The organism is Rhizobium sp. NLR16a, from assembly GCF_017948245.1.
Classification (GTDB): Bacteria; Pseudomonadota; Alphaproteobacteria; order Rhizobiales; family Rhizobiaceae; genus Rhizobium.
In genome coordinates this window covers 1697014-1714910 of record NZ_CP072865.1, presented here as the reverse complement: position 1 = coordinate 1714910, position 17897 = coordinate 1697014, and the positions used below count along the sequence as shown (strand labels likewise).

Genomic DNA, 17897 nt, shown 5'->3' with positions numbered 1-17897 from the left:
CTTCATCCTTGTCGAGAGGACGCCAGGGAGGTTTTAGCAAAGTTGCTGCGCTTCCAGTCAGAACCTTCCTGGCGAAGCAAATAACACTTGCCAAGCTGAGTTAAACTATGCCCAACGTCGCAGGGGAACCTAGTCAGTCCCTCTTTCGTTGAAGTAACAGGAAAGCACGGGTGTTCCTCCTGTGCGATCCAGTGTTGTCAACTGCCCCGCTTCGGCGGGGCTTTTTTTTCCGGAATCGTACCGGAACCAGATTGGGACAATGAGGTTAACTCACCGGATCGCGGGAGAAAGCCAGTTAGTTCCAGTTCGCGTAATGCCTTCCTCTTACGATCCACTGTTGGGTCGTGCGGAGTCAATTTACCGGTCCGCTCCCAAGCGACGCTCCGCACGGCCCGACGCTTTCGATTTCAAAGAGGCAGGCCTGGATAAGGGCTTAGTTAATCTTGAGCCAGTGCCGCAGCCACGCTACAGCGCTGTCGCTCATATACGCCACGGTTCCGCCAACAGTTAGGCCGGCAAAGGCGATCAGCCCTGAAATGCCATAGCCGATCTGCTTCATCCGCTTCCACTCGTCTAACGTGGGCTTTACGGCCTTGTGGTTCTCGTCCACGGTTTCCTTCAGGCCCTTGATCTGATCCCGTAGCATTGCCTCTACTTCGCCGCTGACGGCGATTGTAGTGTCGACCCGGCTGATGCGCTGCTGCTGCTCGTCAAGTCTCTGGTGGATCACGGCGCGGCTCTCGTGAGCATGTTCCTTCTCATCGCCGAAGTCTTTCCGAAGAAGGGCCACGCTCTCCTCTATGCCGGTAAGTCTTCCCTCCACACGCCCGAGAGCACGCAGGATGTCGTCGTTGGATGTCATCTATTCGGGCGCCTATGGGTAGAATTTCAGCTTCTCGGATTGCGGGATCCGGCTCACGGTCCTGAGGACATGATAGAGCGCGGGGTGGATGAAGTCCGCCGCTGTGTAGGCGTGCCCCATCAACAACGCATTATCCTGCACGTTGGTAGCGAGGACTTCGGCGACCCTGAAATCAGCCGTGCCGTCGCCATAGTCGGTCTTTTTCTCGACCAGCGTCCGGCTTGTAAATAATCCGGGCTGATATTCAAACATGACGCGCGCGCCCTGCGGTATGCTTGAGGGAACACGCATGGTGTCCCAGGTGGTGACGCCGTCCTGGTTGCCTGGGTGCCCCGTTATGTTGCCCAAAGGGAACGTCTCAGCGGCGGGCGGTTTAGTCGGATCAACGTCCGACATAAACGCCGGGAACACGTCTATGGTCTTGTTGTAAGCCGCGCTCGCCAGCACAAGCGCATTTGCCGCTGCCAACACCGTGCTCCACTGTGCTGTCACGGTATACGCCGCGACGGTTCTCCCGGAGTCACCCGAGCCAACGGTAGGCCACATGGTCACGCCGACGATATGCGTTCCGGCGCCATATCGTCCGCGCACGCGCGTTCCGGGAAGAGCTGTCTTGGCGGCCGCCCAGGTCGACGCTACGGTGGCGTTAGTGTCGTTTCGACCTGACCAATCAAGGACAAATGTCCATATCGGTTTGCCACCGTTGAACGTTGTGGCGATAGCGTCGATCATGTCCCAACGCTTGAGCGCATTGGTTGCCAGCTCTTGCGCAGACTTCGAGCCAGGCACGCCCATTACCAGCGGCATAATGCTACCCTGCGCTGGGTCGCGTTGATCTAGCCAGCGCCGGCCGATACCCAAATTGCGCCGAGCGTCCGCAGACGCGGCAATCTCCTGCCGCTCGATCAAACTGTCGGCCAGGACCAGAGGAACCGGCCGGCCGTCCCATCCCTTGGCGAGAACCATGCAGGGGCCGTAGGCCATCTGTTGAGAGTTGGTGGCATTGCCGACCGTGTTGTAAAGCGCGTCACTATCGAGCGCCGCCGTAGAAGGCCCATTGGCCGTCGCCAGGGCGCGAATAGACGTCAGGTCGGCCGCGCCCCAATATTTCTCTCCCCGGTGGCGCTGGCAGCGATAGGCGGCGGCAAAGGTATTCCCGACCGTGCCGTGATAGACGGTGCGAACGCCGAAGATCGACCAGGCGGGCAGAGCCGAGGGCAGCGTGACTTGACCGTAAACAATGCCGGTCGCCGCGGTGACGGTCGCGGCAGCAACACCGCTGAACAAGATCGGGTATTCCGTGCCATCTGGATGGATGAAGAACACTTCATCAATCAGCATATCGGCGTTGGGTGACTGCGTTTCTTGCGGCGCGTTCCCACCTTCGGTCAGCGCAAAGCCGACAAATGGGATAAGAAAATCGTTCGTCGGATAGTCCGGTGAACCAAAGAACAGCTTGGAGCACTGGTAGTTGAGCCCCGTCTGATAGGTCCAAGGCGTCGTTGTGCTACCTGTGGGCCAGCGTGTGCCAGTCGCCGCCGGCATGTAGCGATTGGGATCAGGAACCCATGTCGGATGTCCGGCTCCACTTGGAAGCGTGTTCATGCTCGACCAGTTGGCAGCACCAGCTGATGCGGCATATGCGGCCATAGCGCCGTTCAGTTCGGTGTAGCTTGTCCCCAGCGCATAGTTGATCCATGCGAGAAGGCGCCCATTGAAGCCGCCGACATTCGGGATTCCCACCATATCAAAGAGCGCCGACCAGTCGCCTTCGTAGCTGAGTGATGTGCCGGTGAAACTGCGAACAGCAGCCTGCCGGTCGCCCTGTGCGCTCGTCATAGTGTCTTGCCTCGATTTTCTGGTTTGGGATTGCCGCGCTACTTCCGGCAGGCCGCGTCTTGGCGGCATTGCTGATTGTTGGAAGCGATGGACGGCCCGGCGGTCGGATCTTGCGAGGCCAGGAAAGCCGCTTTGGGATCGGAGAAGCGCGTAAACTGATAGCCGCTACCGTTGACCGCATTCGTCTGCTGGCAGCCCGCTATCGCGCATGAACACGCGGCAACGCTCGAAAGCAGGAAGATTCCTGAAAGTCGCATTGTTCTTCTCCAGAGTATTGATGCGGTCGAGCGATTCCTTGGCCGCCTTGACCTGCTGGGACTGCCGCTCCTCGCGTGCGCCGATCCATTTGACCGGGTAGAAAGTAGCCGCGGCGCCGAGGAAGAGCCCGAGAGCGAGAACGGCCGGGAGCTTGAGGCTGTCGGGGATAAGTCTGGTGATGAAGTCCATCAGTTCTTCACCCGATCCCAGACATACAGGCCAATACCGACGACGCATGCGAGGACGATCACGCCGGCAAGCGCATAAGCCAACGGGCCATCATGCGGAACGAACTGCAGCGCTCCGGTGGAGGAAACCGCGGTGATCGTGCTCACAACCTTCCCGTTGATCAGGGGAGCGCGCTGCGGGAGCGCTGTCGTGCCGCTGGACTGGATATAGCCACCCTTGGCCCAGAGCCCCGCCTCTGCCGCTCTGCGGTTCACCAGGCCGTTGCTGACGACCTTCTTGCCGTCGATCGTCGTCTTGTTCCACTTCGCCAGCTCGCCAGGCACGGCGGCATAATCGCCCGCGTTCAATTTCTTCAGCAGCGTCGACGACTTGAAGGCTCCGATCCCGGCATTGAAGGCGAACATGACGAGGGCGCCGAACTGGTTATCGGTCAGATCGACTTTCACGAATTTTGCAACGGCGCGCTCGCACGGATCGAGGTCACTGCGAAGCCACGCGAGCGCCTGGTCTTCGGTGATGTCAGGTGCACCCGGATAGACGTCCGGCCCGGTATGGCCGTAGCCTTGCGTCGCCGTGCCGCGGATCTTCATCCCTTGCCGCAGTCGCGTCTTCTTCAGGTTTGGCTTGGGATCGGCATCGTCATAGACGAACGGGATGAAGGACTCCCACTGCTTGAGCGCAGCTTCGGTCGTGGCGTTGACTTGTCGCGCCATTGGGCATGCTCCAAATTGTGAGGGTGATCGTTAGGACCGGCGCTTAAGGCCGATCTGGAATGCATAATGATGGTTCCGGCCGTCGTAGGACTTGTTTACCCAGCCGATCCAGATTTTGAGGTAGAAGCTGCCCATGAGTGGCTGATCACGCTTGAAGCAGAAGAACCGGACGCCCTTGGCCGTCTCCATGATATACCACTGATTTTTAGGGGCTTCGGTGATCTGCTGCTTGATGATGATGGTGCCGGCCGCCGGCATGCCCAAGAGACGCGATTGCCACCCGTGGGCCGGATTTCGGCAGATCCAGCACGTCCGCTGCCACCAGAGAAGCCAGCCTGTGAGATCGGCGCGATAGCCTTTGACGCCTTGCGCTACCCCGCCGTCCAGGTCAGCGTCGAGCGTCGAGAACCACTGCAACACGCTAGGCAGCCGCGGGCCGGTCAGGAGCGACAGGGCCGCGAGAATGGGCGACAGCAGATAAGACAGCAGCACGAACGCGAGGTTCGCCGGCAGGTATGCAAGGTAGCGGAGGATAGGCCAGGTCACAGTTGCGCCGCCGCGGCAAAGAATCCGTCGATCTGCTGCGCCGTGAAACCCATCGCCGCGAATCCCGCCAACATCATCGGGCTGTCCTTGACGAAGGTGCCGCTGTACTCAAAGGCGTCTTGCGTTTCGCCATCCTGCTGAGCCACCCACGCCTTGACCGCATCGAGCAGGCCTGAGCGCCGAAGCATCAGCCGGAATTGTCGCGCCGACACTGCCGACACCGCCGGGCGGGCCTCCCGATGGGCGATGACGGCGGGATCGCCATCCGACAGGAACTCTTCTGCCAACCCATCCTGCCGCTGTTCGTAAAGCCCGGTGATGACGCCATTGGATCGTGAAACAAAGGGCATTATGCAGTCCTCCCGCATGGGAAATAGAAACCGTCATTCCAGACCCAGATGCTGCCGGACGCGCCTGAGACGTATCGGACTTGCCTGGTCGTGTTCGTCCAGACGTCGCCCCCTCCGACCGCAAAGCCGCCCGAGACTTGGATCGTGCCCACGCTGCCGCCCGAGTCGTTGCCACCGGCGATCAGTGTTCCCTTCGCGGGGTCGTGGACCAGAGCGGAGTTGGTTGTCGCGCTCGAGGAGAACATAAGACGGAGCCTCGCCTCGGCCTTAACCCCGTTTGGTACCGTGATTGCCATCAGAGCCGATGTCGTCGAGATGGCAACGTTGGTTGCCTCTCTTATGGGCGTGACAAACTGATAGAAGTCGCGAGGGTACATGATGAACTGCCGGATGTTCGAACTCGCATCCGTCAGTCCCACCCCGATGCATTTGACGATGCTATAGCCCGTCAGCAAGGTCGTGGTGACGCCGCCGATCGTCGCCGAAGTCGAGAAGACGACATCGAACGTGCCGTCGGCATCCTTCCGCAGCGCATAAGCGAAATAGGTGGAGCTGGCTGCTACCGATCCGGCATCGAGCCCCCCGCTGCCGCTACCCACTGCCCACGTTCCGTTGATGCGCTTGGTGAAGCTGCTGGCGCTGGAGACGAAGGACGATCCCGATCGAACCGAGCCGGCCGCGAAATCGATATGCGTGGTAGGGTTGGAAGCGTTATTCGACAGGAGAAGCCCATCGATAAAGCTGCCGGCTTGTGTGTTCAAGACCATCGCCGCGGACTTACCGGTGACGAAGGCAGACCCAGTGCAATAGATTTCGACGCTATAGCCGTTTGGGACGATAAGGGTTGTCGCCCCATCGATCGTCTCAGAACCGTTCGGGTCGATCATCACATAGGCGCCGTCGGCGATGACCGTTAGATGCCAGTTTGCCCCAAGCGTAGCGGCCGCCGAGAGCGATAGGGTGGCGGCTGCGGTAAAGCGCAGAACGGCATTGTCATCAACCGCAAGAGCCGTGTAATCGCCCGACTTGGCCGCATAGACTGATGCGCGGCCGAACGCGATGTCGACGCCGTTCTGTGTGAAGCCCAGCAGGCCGCCGCCCTTCAGATAGAGTCCGGTCTGAGGATTCGCGGCGAAGCCAATTCCGGGCGCCGAAACTGTGCCGCTGGCAAGTTTCAGCGGCGCGACCATCGGCGCCGAGCCATCGCGTGGCAGAGAGTTGGTGATCTCGTTGCCGAGGTCGGACGTCAACTGGTTCCACGGCGCCGGGTCGATGATCTGACCGACCGATGGCGTGGTGCCCGCAGGCTTGGAATAGACGCCGGTTGATGGATTTCTGGGCATTCACCATCTCCAAAAGAAACAGCCCCGCGAATTGCGAGGCCGAAGAGGCTGTAGTATTGGTTGTGGCATGATCCGAGTTCTGCAAATCACCTGCATCGCCCTTACCACCGCGATTCTCTATGGGATCAACTGGGCAGTGGACGGCATTGGAAACTTCCTTGGAGGGTCGTTCGATGCGGGATTTGTGATGGGCATCTGTTTTGCCGCCCTACTCTATCTCGCTATTTGCTGGGTTGACCCCTCATCGCGTCCGCGCGGTTCCGGCATTCAAAAGCAGGGCTTTAACGACCGGATCGACTAGCGCGGGCGTCGTTCCCATTCCCTGCGCTCTCACCAGCCCCTCGACCAGCTTTTCCCGCTGTTCGCCTGTGAGGGCCCGTGCAAGACTGTCGCGGGTGACATTCCCGGTGTTGCTCGACACCAAGGCCTTCACGATGTCGTCAGCCTTGTCGATTGCCGCCGATCGAGCTGCCCCGAGGAAGCCCCCAGCCTTGAAGGCTTCCTTCACACCGAAATTGCCGGCGCCGCCACCTAGCTCGTTCTGAGCTGCGATGCGCGCTGCGGTTTCGCTATTGCGCGTGACCGTGTTCGCCGTGTCGGCATAAATGCGCTCGTTCTCGAGCACCTTAAACAACCGATCGGCCTTCTCGGGTCCAAATAGGGTGGAGAGACGCGCGCGGTTCCAATCACCCTCCCCTTTGATCAGCCTGTTCATAGCCGCGATATCGTTGGAGTTCGTGCCAACGATGCGGTCGATCTCGGCCCGGGCGCCTTGCGATAGACGCAGCGGGACCGCGGACGGACCGATCTGCATCCCCTGCGGCTGAACTCCCTGCTCTACCTCTGCGGCTAACTCGGAGGGGCGCGGCGCTGTGCGACCGCTGTCGAGGACTTGCTGACCGCGCGTCAGAGCTTCGTCCTGACGGGCCAGCTCAGAAAATCCAGCGTCAAGTTCCTTGATGCGTGGCACGGCGCGGGTAAGGCCATCGTCGAGCATTTGGCGGGCTTCCATCAGCGTCGCAATAGCCTTCGGATCAATTTCCGTCTTTAGAAGTCCATCGATTGCCTGACGCGTCTGAAACATGACACCCGGATCTGTGGAAAGGACGTTTGAATTCGCAACGTTCAGCATGTCGCGAACCTGCCGCAACCGGGCCTGAGCTGGGCCGCGAAGGCGGCCGATATCAACGTCCATGGCGTCTGCTATCGGACTCATGTCGTAAGGGCGGGCACCCCTAAAGACTTCACGATAAAGAGGGCTGAACGAGTTCTGATTGCCTTCAATTCCGGCTCTTACTTCCGAGGGAACGATGTTCGGCCCCATCGTCTCATCAATCGTTTGACCAATGCGCGCGTTTGCGCCGGCCTGCCGATCTGCGAGTGCAGTTCGGATTGTCGCCTGTGCCTCACCGGGCGTCGCGGCAAGCGCGCCAGCCTGCTTCTGAAGGTTAGGGCCTAGATCCGCCGGAATAGCCTCCGGCCCCATCTCCGTCAGCCTGCGCGGCAGCGCCGACGCGTCAAGACCGTCATCCGTGACAGCGCGCCGGAAATAACCGAACGCCTGCGGATCCATACCGGCCACTCTCGCCGCTGCGCGCGTGCGGAGAGCATCAACAAGAGACCTGGCCCCCGCCCCGATGACCTTGCCGGCAACCGGGCCGCCTAATCCAAACAGGCCGCCCAATTTGGCTCCCCGCCACATTTCGTCAGTGTCACCACCGCTTCGAACGCCTGCATCAGCTCCCCCGATCGCAGCACCGGTGACCCCAGAGATACCTGACCGCAGGAGCAAGCTCCCGCCGCCTGCTCCGAACGCAGCTGGCGCAGCCATGATCGCCGGTATTGTCCCGGCAACGGCCCCAGTAATCTGAGCCCCCTTGTCGATGTATGGGTTCGCTTCTTTTTCGGCTCTGTTCGCCTCGCTAATGCGATTCATGACCTGATCATAGGTCTCGTCCGAGACTGCCGCGAGCGTCGCCGCTGCAGCCCGCTCAGCACCACCGCGGAGGATCGGCCCGACGATCGGAATACCCTCGATGAGTCCGCCGACGCCTGTTCTTGCTTGTGAAAGGGCGTCATCGGCCCGCAGTCGATTCCGGTCAAGCACCGGCTTCGTGGCATCGCGCTTAGCGGCAAGATCAGCATAGATGCGGGCTCGCAGCTCTTCCCCGGTCTGAGGAGGCGCGGCAGCCGAAGTCGTCGATAGCGTCCCCATGGCATCTCCGCCCGACGACTCCTGCGGCTGCTTCTGAAGCCTCAGACGCGCCGCCGCGATTGCCAGTGCCCGCTGCTGTTCCGGTGTCATTTCTGCCATAGCTTGCGCTCCGCTGGCGTCATTGCGCCCCATACATCTTCGGGAACACCTTCCGGAGCCGGACCGATCTCTGCCGTGGGCGCGGCTCCTGGGGGCTGGACCAGGTCCGGGACCGCCGCAATATCTCCCAAAGTTGGCAGGATATCCGCCTCGTTCATACCGCGCCGGCCGATGATGCCCCGATATTGCGAGATGTCGTTATCGAGCGCTCCACGATAAGCCATCATGCGGCTGCGCGCTTCGCCGAGGATCGCCTTCCTTGTGTCGGGCTCAAGCCGAGAACCGCCGGTGACGCTGTCATATGCACCTTTAAGCCAGTCCGGCCACGATGAGGTGTTCTGCACCATCGTCATTTCGCCTTCGCGAACGACCGAGTTCGGGTCCATGATCTTACCGAGGCCGTAGATCAGGTTCAGGTCGGATGCCTTCGAGTCCGTCTTCGCGGTGTCGATCATCGACGAGTAGGAAGGAAGCGCCTGCTGATAGCTCTTATAGGTCGGGAGGTTCTGGATCTCCTTGCGGAGGTTCGACACGTCTTCCGGCTTATAGCCGGTGCCCTGATAGACGACGCGATCCTGGCCGGGGCTGAAGAGAGTTTCGCCGGGCTGGACGACAACCGGCTTGTTCCTTTCGAAATCGGACTTCTGCCGCTCGAGATCGATGTTCGCTTGTTCTGCTGCTGTTAGCGTGCCGCGATTTTGCTGCTCCTGGCGGAATTTCTCGCGCTCGAAATCAAGCTTCGCCTGATCGGCCTGCGACATTTCCGAGCGATAAACGGGCGTGAGCGTGCCGCTGCGAGGATCGGAGCGCAGCACCGTACCGTCGGGCAACACCTGGAACCCGTATTCCGTCGGTTTTGTCAAAGCTTGCAGAGACTGCGCCGCCAGCGCCTTCACCTGCGGCGATGCGTTCGGGTTCATGATCGCCTGCACCAAAGCTTGTGCGCGCGGGTTTGCCATCGGGTTCGGCTGCTGCTGCGGGGCGTTGTCCAGCGCCTGGGCAAGGCGGACCGGCGCGGGCTGCTGCGATTGCGGAACGCCAGCGACGGGAGGAGTTGGTCCCACATCTCGGATTGGCATAGGTGGCAACGCTGCTTGAGGACCGGCCTGCGGCGGCATGACCTGGGCGGGATCGGAGGCGCGCATCTGTCCAGCGGCCCCAGGCATGGGAATGCCAATTGAGGGATCCAGACTTGCCACTTCGCCTGCAGCCGCGGGCGGCGGATTTACCGGCGCCGACTGCATCGATGAACTGGTTTGCCCAGCCGCAGGAGGTGCGGCGCTTGCTGCCTGCTGCGGCGGCATAGCGCCTATACCCATCATACCGGTGATGCCCTCTGCCTTAGCTCCCATCCAAGGGCCCCATCCGTGTTTTCGCGCCCAATCGAGCGCGAAGTCCACCTGGTGCTTCCACGTCGACGGGTCCCTGGCATGGAGACCGGTTGCCTTTGTGAACTCGTCGCCGAGGCCTGCGTTCGGCATCGATTTCGACATACCGGCATAGTGAAGTTGGAAGGGACCAAATGAAGAGCCCTCGTCCCCGCCGCGATCAGGCTGCGAAGGATCGAAGACGTTCAAGCCCTCATGACCGGCGACCCGAAGAGAATAGTTCGGATCAATGCCCCTGGCGATCGATGCTTGGCGAATGTATTCCGCCACTTCAGGGTTGCCGCCAGCCTTGAAGGGTGCCGCGGGGATGTTACCCGCCGCGTCCACTTTCGGCATGGACGAGCCACTGGCGCCGGGATTGGCTGGCTTGTCGCCACCACCAAACAGCGATGAAAGAAAGCTCTTGGGCTGCTCAGGAGGCGTGTACGGCTGACCGGTGATGGCTGCGATCACCTGGGCATCTGCCGCCTGCTGCTGGTTCGCCTGGTTGCGGACGGCGAGGCCGCCCATGAGCGCCTGCGCCATGCGCGCTGCGCCTTCCCATGGCGACTGGATCGGGCTCGTACCCGTGCCTTGCTGCAGCATAGCCGCAGCGAGGCGCTTGCGAGCGTCTGTGACCTCCGCCTGCGTCTGGCCTGTATCACCGCCGAAGATGAAGCCCATCACAGAACCCCCGCGTAATTGACCATCTTAAAGCCGCCAGGACCAACGGCGACGGCGCCGGGAGCGACTGCTTCGACCTCATCGGCCATGAAGCCGACTTGCCGGCCGCCGCCCCAGAGATATTCGTATTCGTAAACCGGCAGTCCGGACGCTGTTTGGCCGATCCGATGAATGTCACGCTTCAGCCGGCGATCGGACATCGCCCAGCCGCCGAGCAGCGCCGAGCCGAGACCGAACAAACCGCCCATGGCAGCATTCGAGCGGGCGGCTTGCTGATTATAGGCACCCATCTGCTGGTTATAGTTTTCGTTGATCAGGCCGGCTTGGTCGACGGTCGGAAGCTGTGTCGTCGGCGTATTGACGTAATTCGGCTGATTGACCTGCGAGCCGGACATCAGAGCCGAAATCTCGTTCAGCGGCTGGTTGCGCTCGGTCAGGATGGAATTCTGCGCATTCGAATACATGTCGCCGAGATACTGATCGGACGCCGCCTGCTTGCGCGTGGAGAAATCGCGCATGGCATTATCATAGGCGGCCGATCCCATCGTCACGCCCTTGTCGGCAAGGCTCTGTTCCAAGCTCGCCTGATCGCGATCCCACTGATTGTTGAAGCCGGATTGCCAATGGTCGTTGACGTATTTGTCCACGTTGCCAGAGCTGAGATCGACGTTCGTGTCGAGGATGCCGGAGATTTTGCCAGTCTGCGAGTTCGCGAGCTTCGCCAGGCCGAGCTGCGTCTGCTGCGTCTGGTCGTAGATTGCCTGGTTCTGCGGCGAATAGGTCTGGTAGGCCGAATAGGTCGGGAGCTGATAGGTCTTCCCGTTCTGGTCGGTCATCGTCGTATGGCCGGTGACCTTGTACTCCAGCGAGCCGTCGGGCGTGTACTGGTTGGTATGGCTGAGACCAGCGTTCGCAATCGCGGTGTCGACGTTCGTCGCAGTCTGCGCCGCCGCGGTCTGTGTCGGATCGGGAGCCTTGGGCGCCTTAGGCGTGGAAACCATAGGGGAAGTCCTCTTTCAAGATTCCATAGAGCAGCGCGTCGCAGTCGCCGAAATAGCCACGCTGGCAGCCTTCCAGACGTGCGCCGAGCCTGTCGAGCGCCTTCTGAGCCTGCGCGTTGTCTACGCGTGTCCTGAAGGTTGCACGGCGGCATCCAAGCTGCCCGACGACATAGCGGAAGGCCGCCCGCATCAGCGTGACGGACAACCGGTCGGCGGCAAGCGACACCTCGACGTCATGTTCTGTCCAGACATTGAAGACATACCCGGCGATGATCCGGCCGCGGTCGACATGCGCCAAGGCGGTATAGGGCGGATGGAACGAAACCCCAATCTTGGCCCCGACCCAGGCCGCGATGTCGGCCCGCGGCTCCGAGACGATCAAAGCGGCGCGCCCTTTTCATAAAGCACCTCGCCACCGACGACGGCCGCTTCAGAGATCGAGGCGGAGGACCCGGAGATAAGAGCGCGCACGGTCGGCGCGAGCGCTGCACCAAAGGCGCCGGCAGAGGCGAATTTCCGCGCAAGGATTGTTCCCGGGAACTTCGACACGCCCCAGACCGCGGTTCCCCATCTTGCCGCAGCACTGTTCTCGACGGATGAGAGAAGCGCGGTCGGGATCTTCGTCTGATAGTCGACCGAAATCCCGGCGTACATCAGTGTTGAAACCCCGATCTGCGCAGTCACGCCGATCAGCTTGGAAAACTTCGTCGCCAAGCCATCGCCGAAGCGGTTCCAGGCGCCAACCATGAGAGCGTCGATCGCTGTTCCGTTGTCGCTGGCGCCGGCTTCTGCCTCATATACCGTCCCATCGCTCGAGCCAAAAAACAGCCGGTCCTGCCATGTTGCCCAACATGACGAGGCTATTCCCACAAAGCGGCACCAGGCGCCGGTTTCGGTGTTCATGACGTACTGATAAGGCCCGAACGACGAAGGCAGGTTCACGATTGCCATCTGGCGCTTTGGGAAGCTTGATAGCTGCCATTCCTCCGACGTCGTGCCGATCGCGCCCACTGTCTCGCGCCACGTCGGCCCGATCTTCGCGGTGATGGCGCCAAGGCTCGTTGCGCCGCGGTCGAGTTGAACGGCCTTGGTGATCGGAACGATGCCATCCGTGGTCATGATCGCAAGATCGGCACCAACGGGCAGCATGCACCGATCCGTGCCGAGCGGCCGGCCAAGTTTGAAGGTACCGAGCAGTCCCCAATTCGTTGAGCTGGACGGATCTGATCCCTGGTAGACGATCACCTCGCCCTCGGACGACATCAGGACAAGGCATTGCTGCAGACCGGTGGAAACGGGAATGGTCCAGACGTTGATCGACACCAGCGTGCCGCCGTATTTCATATTCCCGCCGACCGGCAGCACCGTCGCCGCGCCGCTGACGGCGTCGGTTGCCAGATACCAGACGTTCGTCGAGCTCTTCTCGATGAACCACAGACGCGAGCGGTAGGCCGTCACCGCGATCAGCAATGACGGGTCTGAAATGCCGGTGATCATCGTCGATGAAACATACGGGGTGGCTACAGAGCCGGTCTCAAGCTGGGCATTCGTCACAGTGCCCGCCACGGTAAGGGTCAGAGTGCCGGCGGCTGGCGTGAAGGTCAGCGTAACTCTGTTGCCGACGCCGGTCCCGTTCAGGACGCCGGCGAAGGCGCCCGAGAGCGTGATCGATCCGGTACCGAAGAAGCTCAGCGTATAGGGCACGTTCTTTACCGCGACGTTTTGCGTTACCGGCGCTGCGCTCCCGACGATGTAATTGTTGGTCCAGGACGTGCCGTTGAAGAGCAGCGGCGTGTCCAGGCCGTTGACGAGCCGCAGATATTCCTGCCCTGCCGGGTTCGTGTACAGCTGCGCCGACCAATGCGCACTCGACTGACCAGACACCACGGCAGCGCCGACAGCGCCGCCGGCCGTGATATCGAATATTTTATCCCCCGCCGCAGCGAAGAGCCGATTGCTCACCCCCGAATACGGAATGACGGTTTTGACGTCGGCGCCGAGCCCTGTGGCAAATGCAAGATATCCATAGCGGGCGCGAACCCGGTTCGCCTCCGGAAAGAAGTTATCGAGCAGGAACGCGGCGTCCTTGGGCATGTCTGCCATCTCGACGTCGGTACGCCAGCCGCCGATCGGTGCAATCCAATCCTTGCTAGGAGAGACGCGGGTTTTGCCGGCGCTGGCTGGAATGGGCTGCCTTGTCATGGATTCGGTACCGTGATGATGCCGGGCCAATAGTTGTCGGGAACCTGCCCTCTATTCGGCAGCGAGATGTCCATCGGAGCAGCGGCGCGGTCAGAGCCGATCGCCGACTCCTTCGCTCTCTCGAAATTTGCCATCTCTTCCCCGTAGTCCAGGCCCTTGGCGCGCTTCCATCGCCAGATGGTCGAAAGCTCGAGCAGCTCTTCAGGAAACCGCGCCGTGTCAGTGTCATTGGCCCAGGTAGCGGCGTAGGACGTGCCGCCGTTGACGGCGACCCATGCGTTCGACACGTATTCGTATCGGAGAGTTTCGCCTACATCGTTGGGATAGATTGCGAGTCTGCCGCCCAGCATGCGCCAGATCTGCGGCACCGGATTCGAATTGATGATGGTGTTCCGCTCCCAGGTCTGCGGCTCAACCGGGCCGTTCAGCTGCCAAAGGCGCGACGTGTTCCAGATCTTCGAATTTTCGGCAAACCGATCCCAGTCCAAAGGAGGTTCCGATGGTTCCGGAATGGCGCCGGTGGCAGTGAAGTTCCTGACCACGACAAGCGCCGACCAGTCATGCCCCCTCATGAGCTCGCGACCAGCGCGAAACGACAGGATACGAAGCTGCGCAATCTGGGGGTCCGCCGACGACATGACAGCGGTCGGCGGATCAATGCTGATTTCCGCACAGACGTTCTGGATTATGGTCAAGAGCGACATGCGCGGATCTCCCGTTTAAGCGGCTGCACTGCGACGGCCGGAGCCGCCCTGCTCTTTCGCCATGGCATCGAAACGTTTGCCCATTTCGTCGATCTGCGCCTGGAGGCGCTGCACGTCGTTCTTGAGCCGTTCGTTCTCCGCGGCGAATGCAGATGCAGCGCTGGCGTCCTTGGCTGTTGCGAGAAACGCTTGAGCAGCAGCAACGAGTTCGTTTGCGCCCATGCCGATCTTCTGCTTGGCAGTATCAGAGAGCGCCGCAAGCTGCTCGACGCTGTAGACGTTGATGCCCTCAAGCTCCTTGACCTGGCTGACCTTGAGGTAAGGCCACTGAGCAAGCGGTGTGCCGACGAGTTGTTCGCGCGCAGCAGCGCCTTCCTTGAAGCGTCTATAGGCTTCCGAGAAACGCTCCTTGTCGTGATCGGTCGCGACGCGGTGGACTTCGGTGTGCTTGTCCCCGGCGATGAAGATTGTGACGAACTCGGTGTCCTTGAAAATCGGGCGTCCTTCCTGTTCGGTGAGGAAAGGCTGCTCGACGGGCTCAATGCTGAAAGAGGCGTAGACGCCCTTATTATCGGTCATGGTGATTGCTCGCTGTTGATGGCGGGAAAGGGGAAACGGGCGCCGAAGCGCCCGCCGTTGGTCAGGGTTAGTTCACCTTCGACAGGAAGGGCCGCATCAGCGTTGCTTCGAGCACGCCCGTTGCCGTGACCGTGATGGCGGTGCCATTGGCGGTCGCGTTGGCGGACATGGTGATGCTCTGGATCGTGCCCGAGGGGCCATAGGTGATCCCGCTGATGGTAGTGGAACCGGGAATGCCGGTACCGGAGATGGCAGCGCCGATGAACGGGCCGCCTTCCGGGCTGACGCTTCCCAGAGCCGACAGAACCGGCGAACCGTTGACGGTCGTGGCTGTGAAGGTCTGGTTGGCTGCCTGGAAGCTGACGTTGGCGATTGCCTTCGTCGTGGCGGTGGCGGATGCAGGGGCATTCGCGAGACCGGCGGTCGCGGTGGTTTCAGCGACAACGAGAGCCGCCGTTGCCGTCGACACCATTGCCGGCGCCTGACCATTGCGCTGCAGCCAGATGTAATAGGTACCGGCAGCAAGGCTGATCGCCTGTGCCGGACCGCCCGACTGTGCCGGGGACTGGCTTGCCCCGGCGAAGACGCCGCAGCGATATCCGACGACGGCCGCTGCGGTGGTCAGAAGCGTTGCGGTATAGTCGCGGTCCCACTGGAACCACTGGCCAGGCTGAAGCGTGGTGGTCGATGCAAGGACGAGCTTGCAATAGACCCATTCCGCTTCCTTCGCGCCCAGGGCGGTGGCGCCGAGGGAGAAATTCGGACCCGGAATACCGGAGCCGGCAACGATCGGGCCTTCGACGACGAACGGGTTCGCGCCAAGGCGATCGGTCTGGGACGTTGCGATCGACATGTTTGCTTCTCCTCGTGACGATCAGGCGAACAGGACGCCCTGCAGGAAGGCGTTGTTCATGGTGAGGTTGCCCGCGAAGCCCATGAGCTGGACGAAGGCATCCTGGTTGGTGTTCATGCGCTCATCGCCGATCGGCGCCATGTCGCGGTCGCGGTGCGGGCGGTAGAACAGGTATTTGGTGTTCAGGAAGAACATCTGGTTCAGCGGTGCGCCACCGCCGAAACCACCGTCGAAGATCACGTCGGCGCCCATGTACTGCAGCGACTGGAAGCCCGCCATGCCCTTGTCCGCCGAGGTGATGCGCTGAATTGCCTGCAGCGATTCCCAGTAGAGGCGGAAGTAGTTGTTGTCGCCGATGATTAGATCCGGAGCATCCGGGCCGCGAACGCAGCTCATGTAAAGCCGGTTCATGTAGGACTGGATGTTCGTTGTGGATGCTGCGGCGCCGCCGTCCGCCGAGGCTGAAAACTTCGCGTTCCGCCAAAAGCCCCAGGTCGCACGGTTAATGCCGCCGACAGTGCCCGAAGTCGGCGACGTCGAAATCAGCAACTGAAGGCCGCCGATCTGCTTGCCGCCATCGGCCGTGCCGTCGGAATAGCAGTCGAGCGCGATGTTGTTCTTCAACGTCGTCTCGGCGTTCTCGATGCGCTGCTCGAGCAGGTCGAGGACCGCGTCTTCGCCGGAATTCTGGAGCTGCTCCAGACCGGACATGGAGACGGCGACCGCAGCCTGCTTATAGTCGTATTCGGCAGCGGTGATGACGTCGGACGGCTGCACGTTCAGGATTTCGTAGCCGGAATAGCGCTTGAACGTGCTGTTTTCCTGATACTGAAGTTCCTGGACGATGGTGCGGCCGCCGGAAACGGGCTTCTTGCGGCCGCGGCTGTTGAGACGAGTCAGAAGACCGTTGTTCTTCGTGACATCGTCAGCAACGACACCGCTGCGATTGCGCAGGGTAGTCGTTACGATTTCAGAAAGGTTGGGTGAAACCATTGATCATGTCCTTTGATCAAACCTGACCGCGCGCAGCATGAAGAGCGCTGCGTAGCGAGTCACGGATGGAGGTTGGTTGAGCGGCCGCCGCTCCTTGGGTTGGCCCAGGCGCGGAGGAGCCAGAGATGGATCGCGAAGCGCGGCGGGCTTGATCTGCCGCTGCGGCCTTCTGGGTATTCTGGTCTTGAACTTGGTTCGCCGGCGCAGCCTGGCTGATCAGCTGCTGACGAATATCGGGGCGCATCCAGCATGCGGCGTCGTAGGCGTCCTTGAGTGACGATGCGCGCCCCGCGCTGATGAGGGCGACCATGTCGTCAAGCACGGCTTCGGCGTGCACATTTGCCGGATCGGAAAGGAACGCTTCGACTTGAGTTTGCGTGTCCCTTTTCCGGAGTACCTGTTCAACCGTTGCCTCGACGTTGACGGGCTGAGGCGTAGGCTGTGGCTGAGGCTGTTGCGGCCGGCGCTGCAGGATTTGGTCCTGTTGACCGGCGACAAGGGCCTGAAGATTAACGCCGGCCACTTTGGCGACGTGAATGACGGTGTTGATCGGATCCTGCTGCAGGGCCCGTTCCCAGTCGATCGCCTTGCGCATCACCTCGGCGTGGGTGGTTCCGGCCTGGCGTACGATCGGGGTGAATTCCTCGAGACCCTTATAGTCCTGAAGCACACGAAATCCGTTATCGACTTCCTGCTCGCGCTTCGAAATGGCGGCCTGGACCTCCGCGGGCAGCGCACCGAAATGCGCCTTTGCTTCCGCTGACCAGCCGGGCGGAACACGGTGCGACGAGCCCGTCGGCTGCTGCTCCTGTGTTGCGGCTGGCTGCTGAGCGGCAGGAGTGGCGCTTGCGGCCGCGTCCGCCTGGGCTGCCTTCGGGGCCGCCGCGGCCTGCTGACCGGTTTTGTCCTGATCCTTCGGAGCAAAACGGCCGTGCTCGTCACGCTGGCGATCGGCGCCGTTGGCCGGCGCTGTTTCCGTGCTGTCGATCGCGGCCTTAAGGCTATCGCGGATGCTCAACGGCTTATCGGTAGTCGTGCCGAGGTCTTCGCTGCCGTTGCCGGCATCGTTGATCATGTCTTCCATGTCAAAGGGTTCCTAT

Annotated in this window: 17 protein-coding genes; all 17 read right to left on the bottom strand. The window is 61.3% G+C overall.

The features are described from left to right. Window positions 1-433: 433 nt before the first annotated feature. On the bottom strand, window positions 434-862 hold the full coding sequence (locus J7U39_RS08260) for a DUF1515 domain-containing protein (RefSeq protein ID WP_210631298.1): 429 nt from the start codon (window positions 860-862) through the stop codon (window positions 434-436). A 12-nt stretch (window positions 863-874) separates the two neighbouring features. Next, window positions 875-2467: a hypothetical protein gene (locus tag J7U39_RS08255; RefSeq protein ID WP_210631627.1), complete on the bottom strand. Its 1593-nt coding sequence runs from the start codon at window positions 2465-2467 to the stop codon at window positions 875-877. Window positions 2468-2866: 399 nt separating this feature from the next. Beyond that, a complete protein-coding gene (locus tag J7U39_RS08250; RefSeq protein ID WP_247241731.1) occupies window positions 2867-3148 on the bottom strand; it encodes a hypothetical protein in 282 nt (93 codons plus the stop codon). Further along, the gene (locus J7U39_RS08245) at window positions 3148-3861 is read right to left on the bottom strand and encodes a lysozyme (protein ID WP_210631297.1); all 714 of its coding nucleotides are present in this window, start codon (window positions 3859-3861) and stop codon (window positions 3148-3150) included. The genes J7U39_RS08250 and J7U39_RS08245 overlap by 1 nt, the downstream gene beginning before the upstream one ends. Before the next feature lie 30 nt (window positions 3862-3891). After that, the gene (locus J7U39_RS08240) at window positions 3892-4407 is read right to left on the bottom strand and encodes a hypothetical protein (protein ID WP_247241730.1); all 516 of its coding nucleotides are present in this window, start codon (window positions 4405-4407) and stop codon (window positions 3892-3894) included. Further along, a complete protein-coding gene (locus tag J7U39_RS08235) occupies window positions 4404-4757 on the bottom strand; it encodes a hypothetical protein (RefSeq protein WP_210631296.1) in 354 nt (117 codons plus the stop codon). Before J7U39_RS08235 ends, J7U39_RS08240 begins: the two co-directional genes overlap by 4 nt. Continuing rightward, a complete protein-coding gene (locus J7U39_RS08230) occupies window positions 4757-6100 on the bottom strand; it encodes a hypothetical protein (protein ID WP_210631295.1) in 1344 nt (447 codons plus the stop codon). Before J7U39_RS08230 ends, J7U39_RS08235 begins: the two co-directional genes overlap by 1 nt. Window positions 6101-6341: 241 nt before the next feature. After that, on the bottom strand, window positions 6342-8414 hold the full coding sequence (locus tag J7U39_RS08225; RefSeq protein ID WP_210631294.1) for a hypothetical protein: 2073 nt from the start codon (window positions 8412-8414) through the stop codon (window positions 6342-6344). Continuing rightward, entirely contained in the window at window positions 8402-10465 is a 2064-nt protein-coding gene (locus J7U39_RS31750; protein ID WP_247241729.1) for a hypothetical protein, read from the bottom strand. The genes J7U39_RS08225 and J7U39_RS31750 overlap by 13 nt, the downstream gene beginning before the upstream one ends. Then, window positions 10465-11466 (bottom strand): tail fiber domain-containing protein, encoded by a 1002-nt coding sequence (locus tag J7U39_RS08210; protein ID WP_210631293.1) that lies wholly within the window; start codon window positions 11464-11466, stop codon window positions 10465-10467. Before J7U39_RS08210 ends, J7U39_RS31750 begins: the two co-directional genes overlap by 1 nt. Continuing rightward, on the bottom strand, window positions 11450-11848 hold the full coding sequence (locus tag J7U39_RS08205; protein WP_210631292.1) for a GNAT family protein: 399 nt from the start codon (window positions 11846-11848) through the stop codon (window positions 11450-11452). The genes J7U39_RS08210 and J7U39_RS08205 overlap by 17 nt, the downstream gene beginning before the upstream one ends. Next, a complete protein-coding gene (locus J7U39_RS08200) occupies window positions 11845-13668 on the bottom strand; it encodes a hypothetical protein (protein ID WP_210631291.1) in 1824 nt (607 codons plus the stop codon). The genes J7U39_RS08205 and J7U39_RS08200 overlap by 4 nt, the downstream gene beginning before the upstream one ends. Further along, on the bottom strand, window positions 13665-14372 hold the full coding sequence (locus J7U39_RS08195) for a hypothetical protein (protein ID WP_210631290.1): 708 nt from the start codon (window positions 14370-14372) through the stop codon (window positions 13665-13667). Before J7U39_RS08195 ends, J7U39_RS08200 begins: the two co-directional genes overlap by 4 nt. 15 nt (window positions 14373-14387) lie before the next feature. Next, a complete protein-coding gene (locus J7U39_RS08190; RefSeq protein ID WP_210631289.1) occupies window positions 14388-14951 on the bottom strand; it encodes a hypothetical protein in 564 nt (187 codons plus the stop codon). 67 nt (window positions 14952-15018) lie between these two features. Further along, a complete protein-coding gene (locus tag J7U39_RS08185; protein WP_210631288.1) occupies window positions 15019-15804 on the bottom strand; it encodes a hypothetical protein in 786 nt (261 codons plus the stop codon). 21 nt (window positions 15805-15825) lie between these two features. After that, window positions 15826-16797 carry a phage major capsid protein gene (locus J7U39_RS08180; RefSeq protein WP_210631287.1) on the bottom strand — a complete coding sequence of 324 codons (972 nt, stop codon included), beginning with the start codon at window positions 16795-16797 and terminating at the stop codon, window positions 15826-15828. A 16-nt stretch (window positions 16798-16813) separates the two neighbouring features. Further along, window positions 16814-17881: a hypothetical protein gene (locus J7U39_RS08175; RefSeq protein WP_210631286.1), complete on the bottom strand. Its 1068-nt coding sequence runs from the start codon at window positions 17879-17881 to the stop codon at window positions 16814-16816. Between the last annotated feature and the right edge of the window lie 16 nt (window positions 17882-17897).

What these genes read in the sequence shown, in the direction of transcription:
- J7U39_RS08260 (WP_210631298.1), bottom strand. Translation starts at nt 862, where the DNA reads ATGACATCCAACGACGACATCCTGCGTGCTCTCGGGCGTGTGGAGGGA.
- J7U39_RS08255 (WP_210631627.1), bottom strand. Translation starts at nt 2,467, where the DNA reads ATGAACACGCTTCCAAGTGGAGCCGGACATCCGACATGGGTTCCTGAT.
- J7U39_RS08250 (WP_247241731.1), bottom strand. Translation starts at nt 3,148, where the DNA reads ATGGACTTCATCACCAGACTTATCCCCGACAGCCTCAAGCTCCCGGCC.
- J7U39_RS08245 (WP_210631297.1), bottom strand. Translation starts at nt 3,861, where the DNA reads ATGGCGCGACAAGTCAACGCCACGACCGAAGCTGCGCTCAAGCAGTGG.
- J7U39_RS08235 (WP_210631296.1), bottom strand. Translation starts at nt 4,757, where the DNA reads ATGCCCTTTGTTTCACGATCCAATGGCGTCATCACCGGGCTTTACGAA.
- J7U39_RS08230 (WP_210631295.1), bottom strand. Translation starts at nt 6,100, where the DNA reads ATGCCCAGAAATCCATCAACCGGCGTCTATTCCAAGCCTGCGGGCACC.
- J7U39_RS08225 (WP_210631294.1), bottom strand. Translation starts at nt 8,414, where the DNA reads ATGGCAGAAATGACACCGGAACAGCAGCGGGCACTGGCAATCGCGGCG.
- J7U39_RS31750 (WP_247241729.1), bottom strand. Translation starts at nt 10,465, where the DNA reads ATGGGCTTCATCTTCGGCGGTGATACAGGCCAGACGCAGGCGGAGGTC.
- J7U39_RS08210 (WP_210631293.1), bottom strand. Translation starts at nt 11,466, where the DNA reads ATGGTTTCCACGCCTAAGGCGCCCAAGGCTCCCGATCCGACACAGACC.
- J7U39_RS08200 (WP_210631291.1), bottom strand. Translation starts at nt 13,668, where the DNA reads ATGACAAGGCAGCCCATTCCAGCCAGCGCCGGCAAAACCCGCGTCTCT.
- J7U39_RS08195 (WP_210631290.1), bottom strand. Translation starts at nt 14,372, where the DNA reads ATGTCGCTCTTGACCATAATCCAGAACGTCTGTGCGGAAATCAGCATT.
- J7U39_RS08190 (WP_210631289.1), bottom strand. Translation starts at nt 14,951, where the DNA reads ATGACCGATAATAAGGGCGTCTACGCCTCTTTCAGCATTGAGCCCGTC.
- J7U39_RS08185 (WP_210631288.1), bottom strand. Translation starts at nt 15,804, where the DNA reads ATGTCGATCGCAACGTCCCAGACCGATCGCCTTGGCGCGAACCCGTTC.
- J7U39_RS08180 (WP_210631287.1), bottom strand. Translation starts at nt 16,797, where the DNA reads ATGGTTTCACCCAACCTTTCTGAAATCGTAACGACTACCCTGCGCAAT.
- J7U39_RS08175 (WP_210631286.1), bottom strand. Translation starts at nt 17,881, where the DNA reads ATGGAAGACATGATCAACGATGCCGGCAACGGCAGCGAAGACCTCGGC.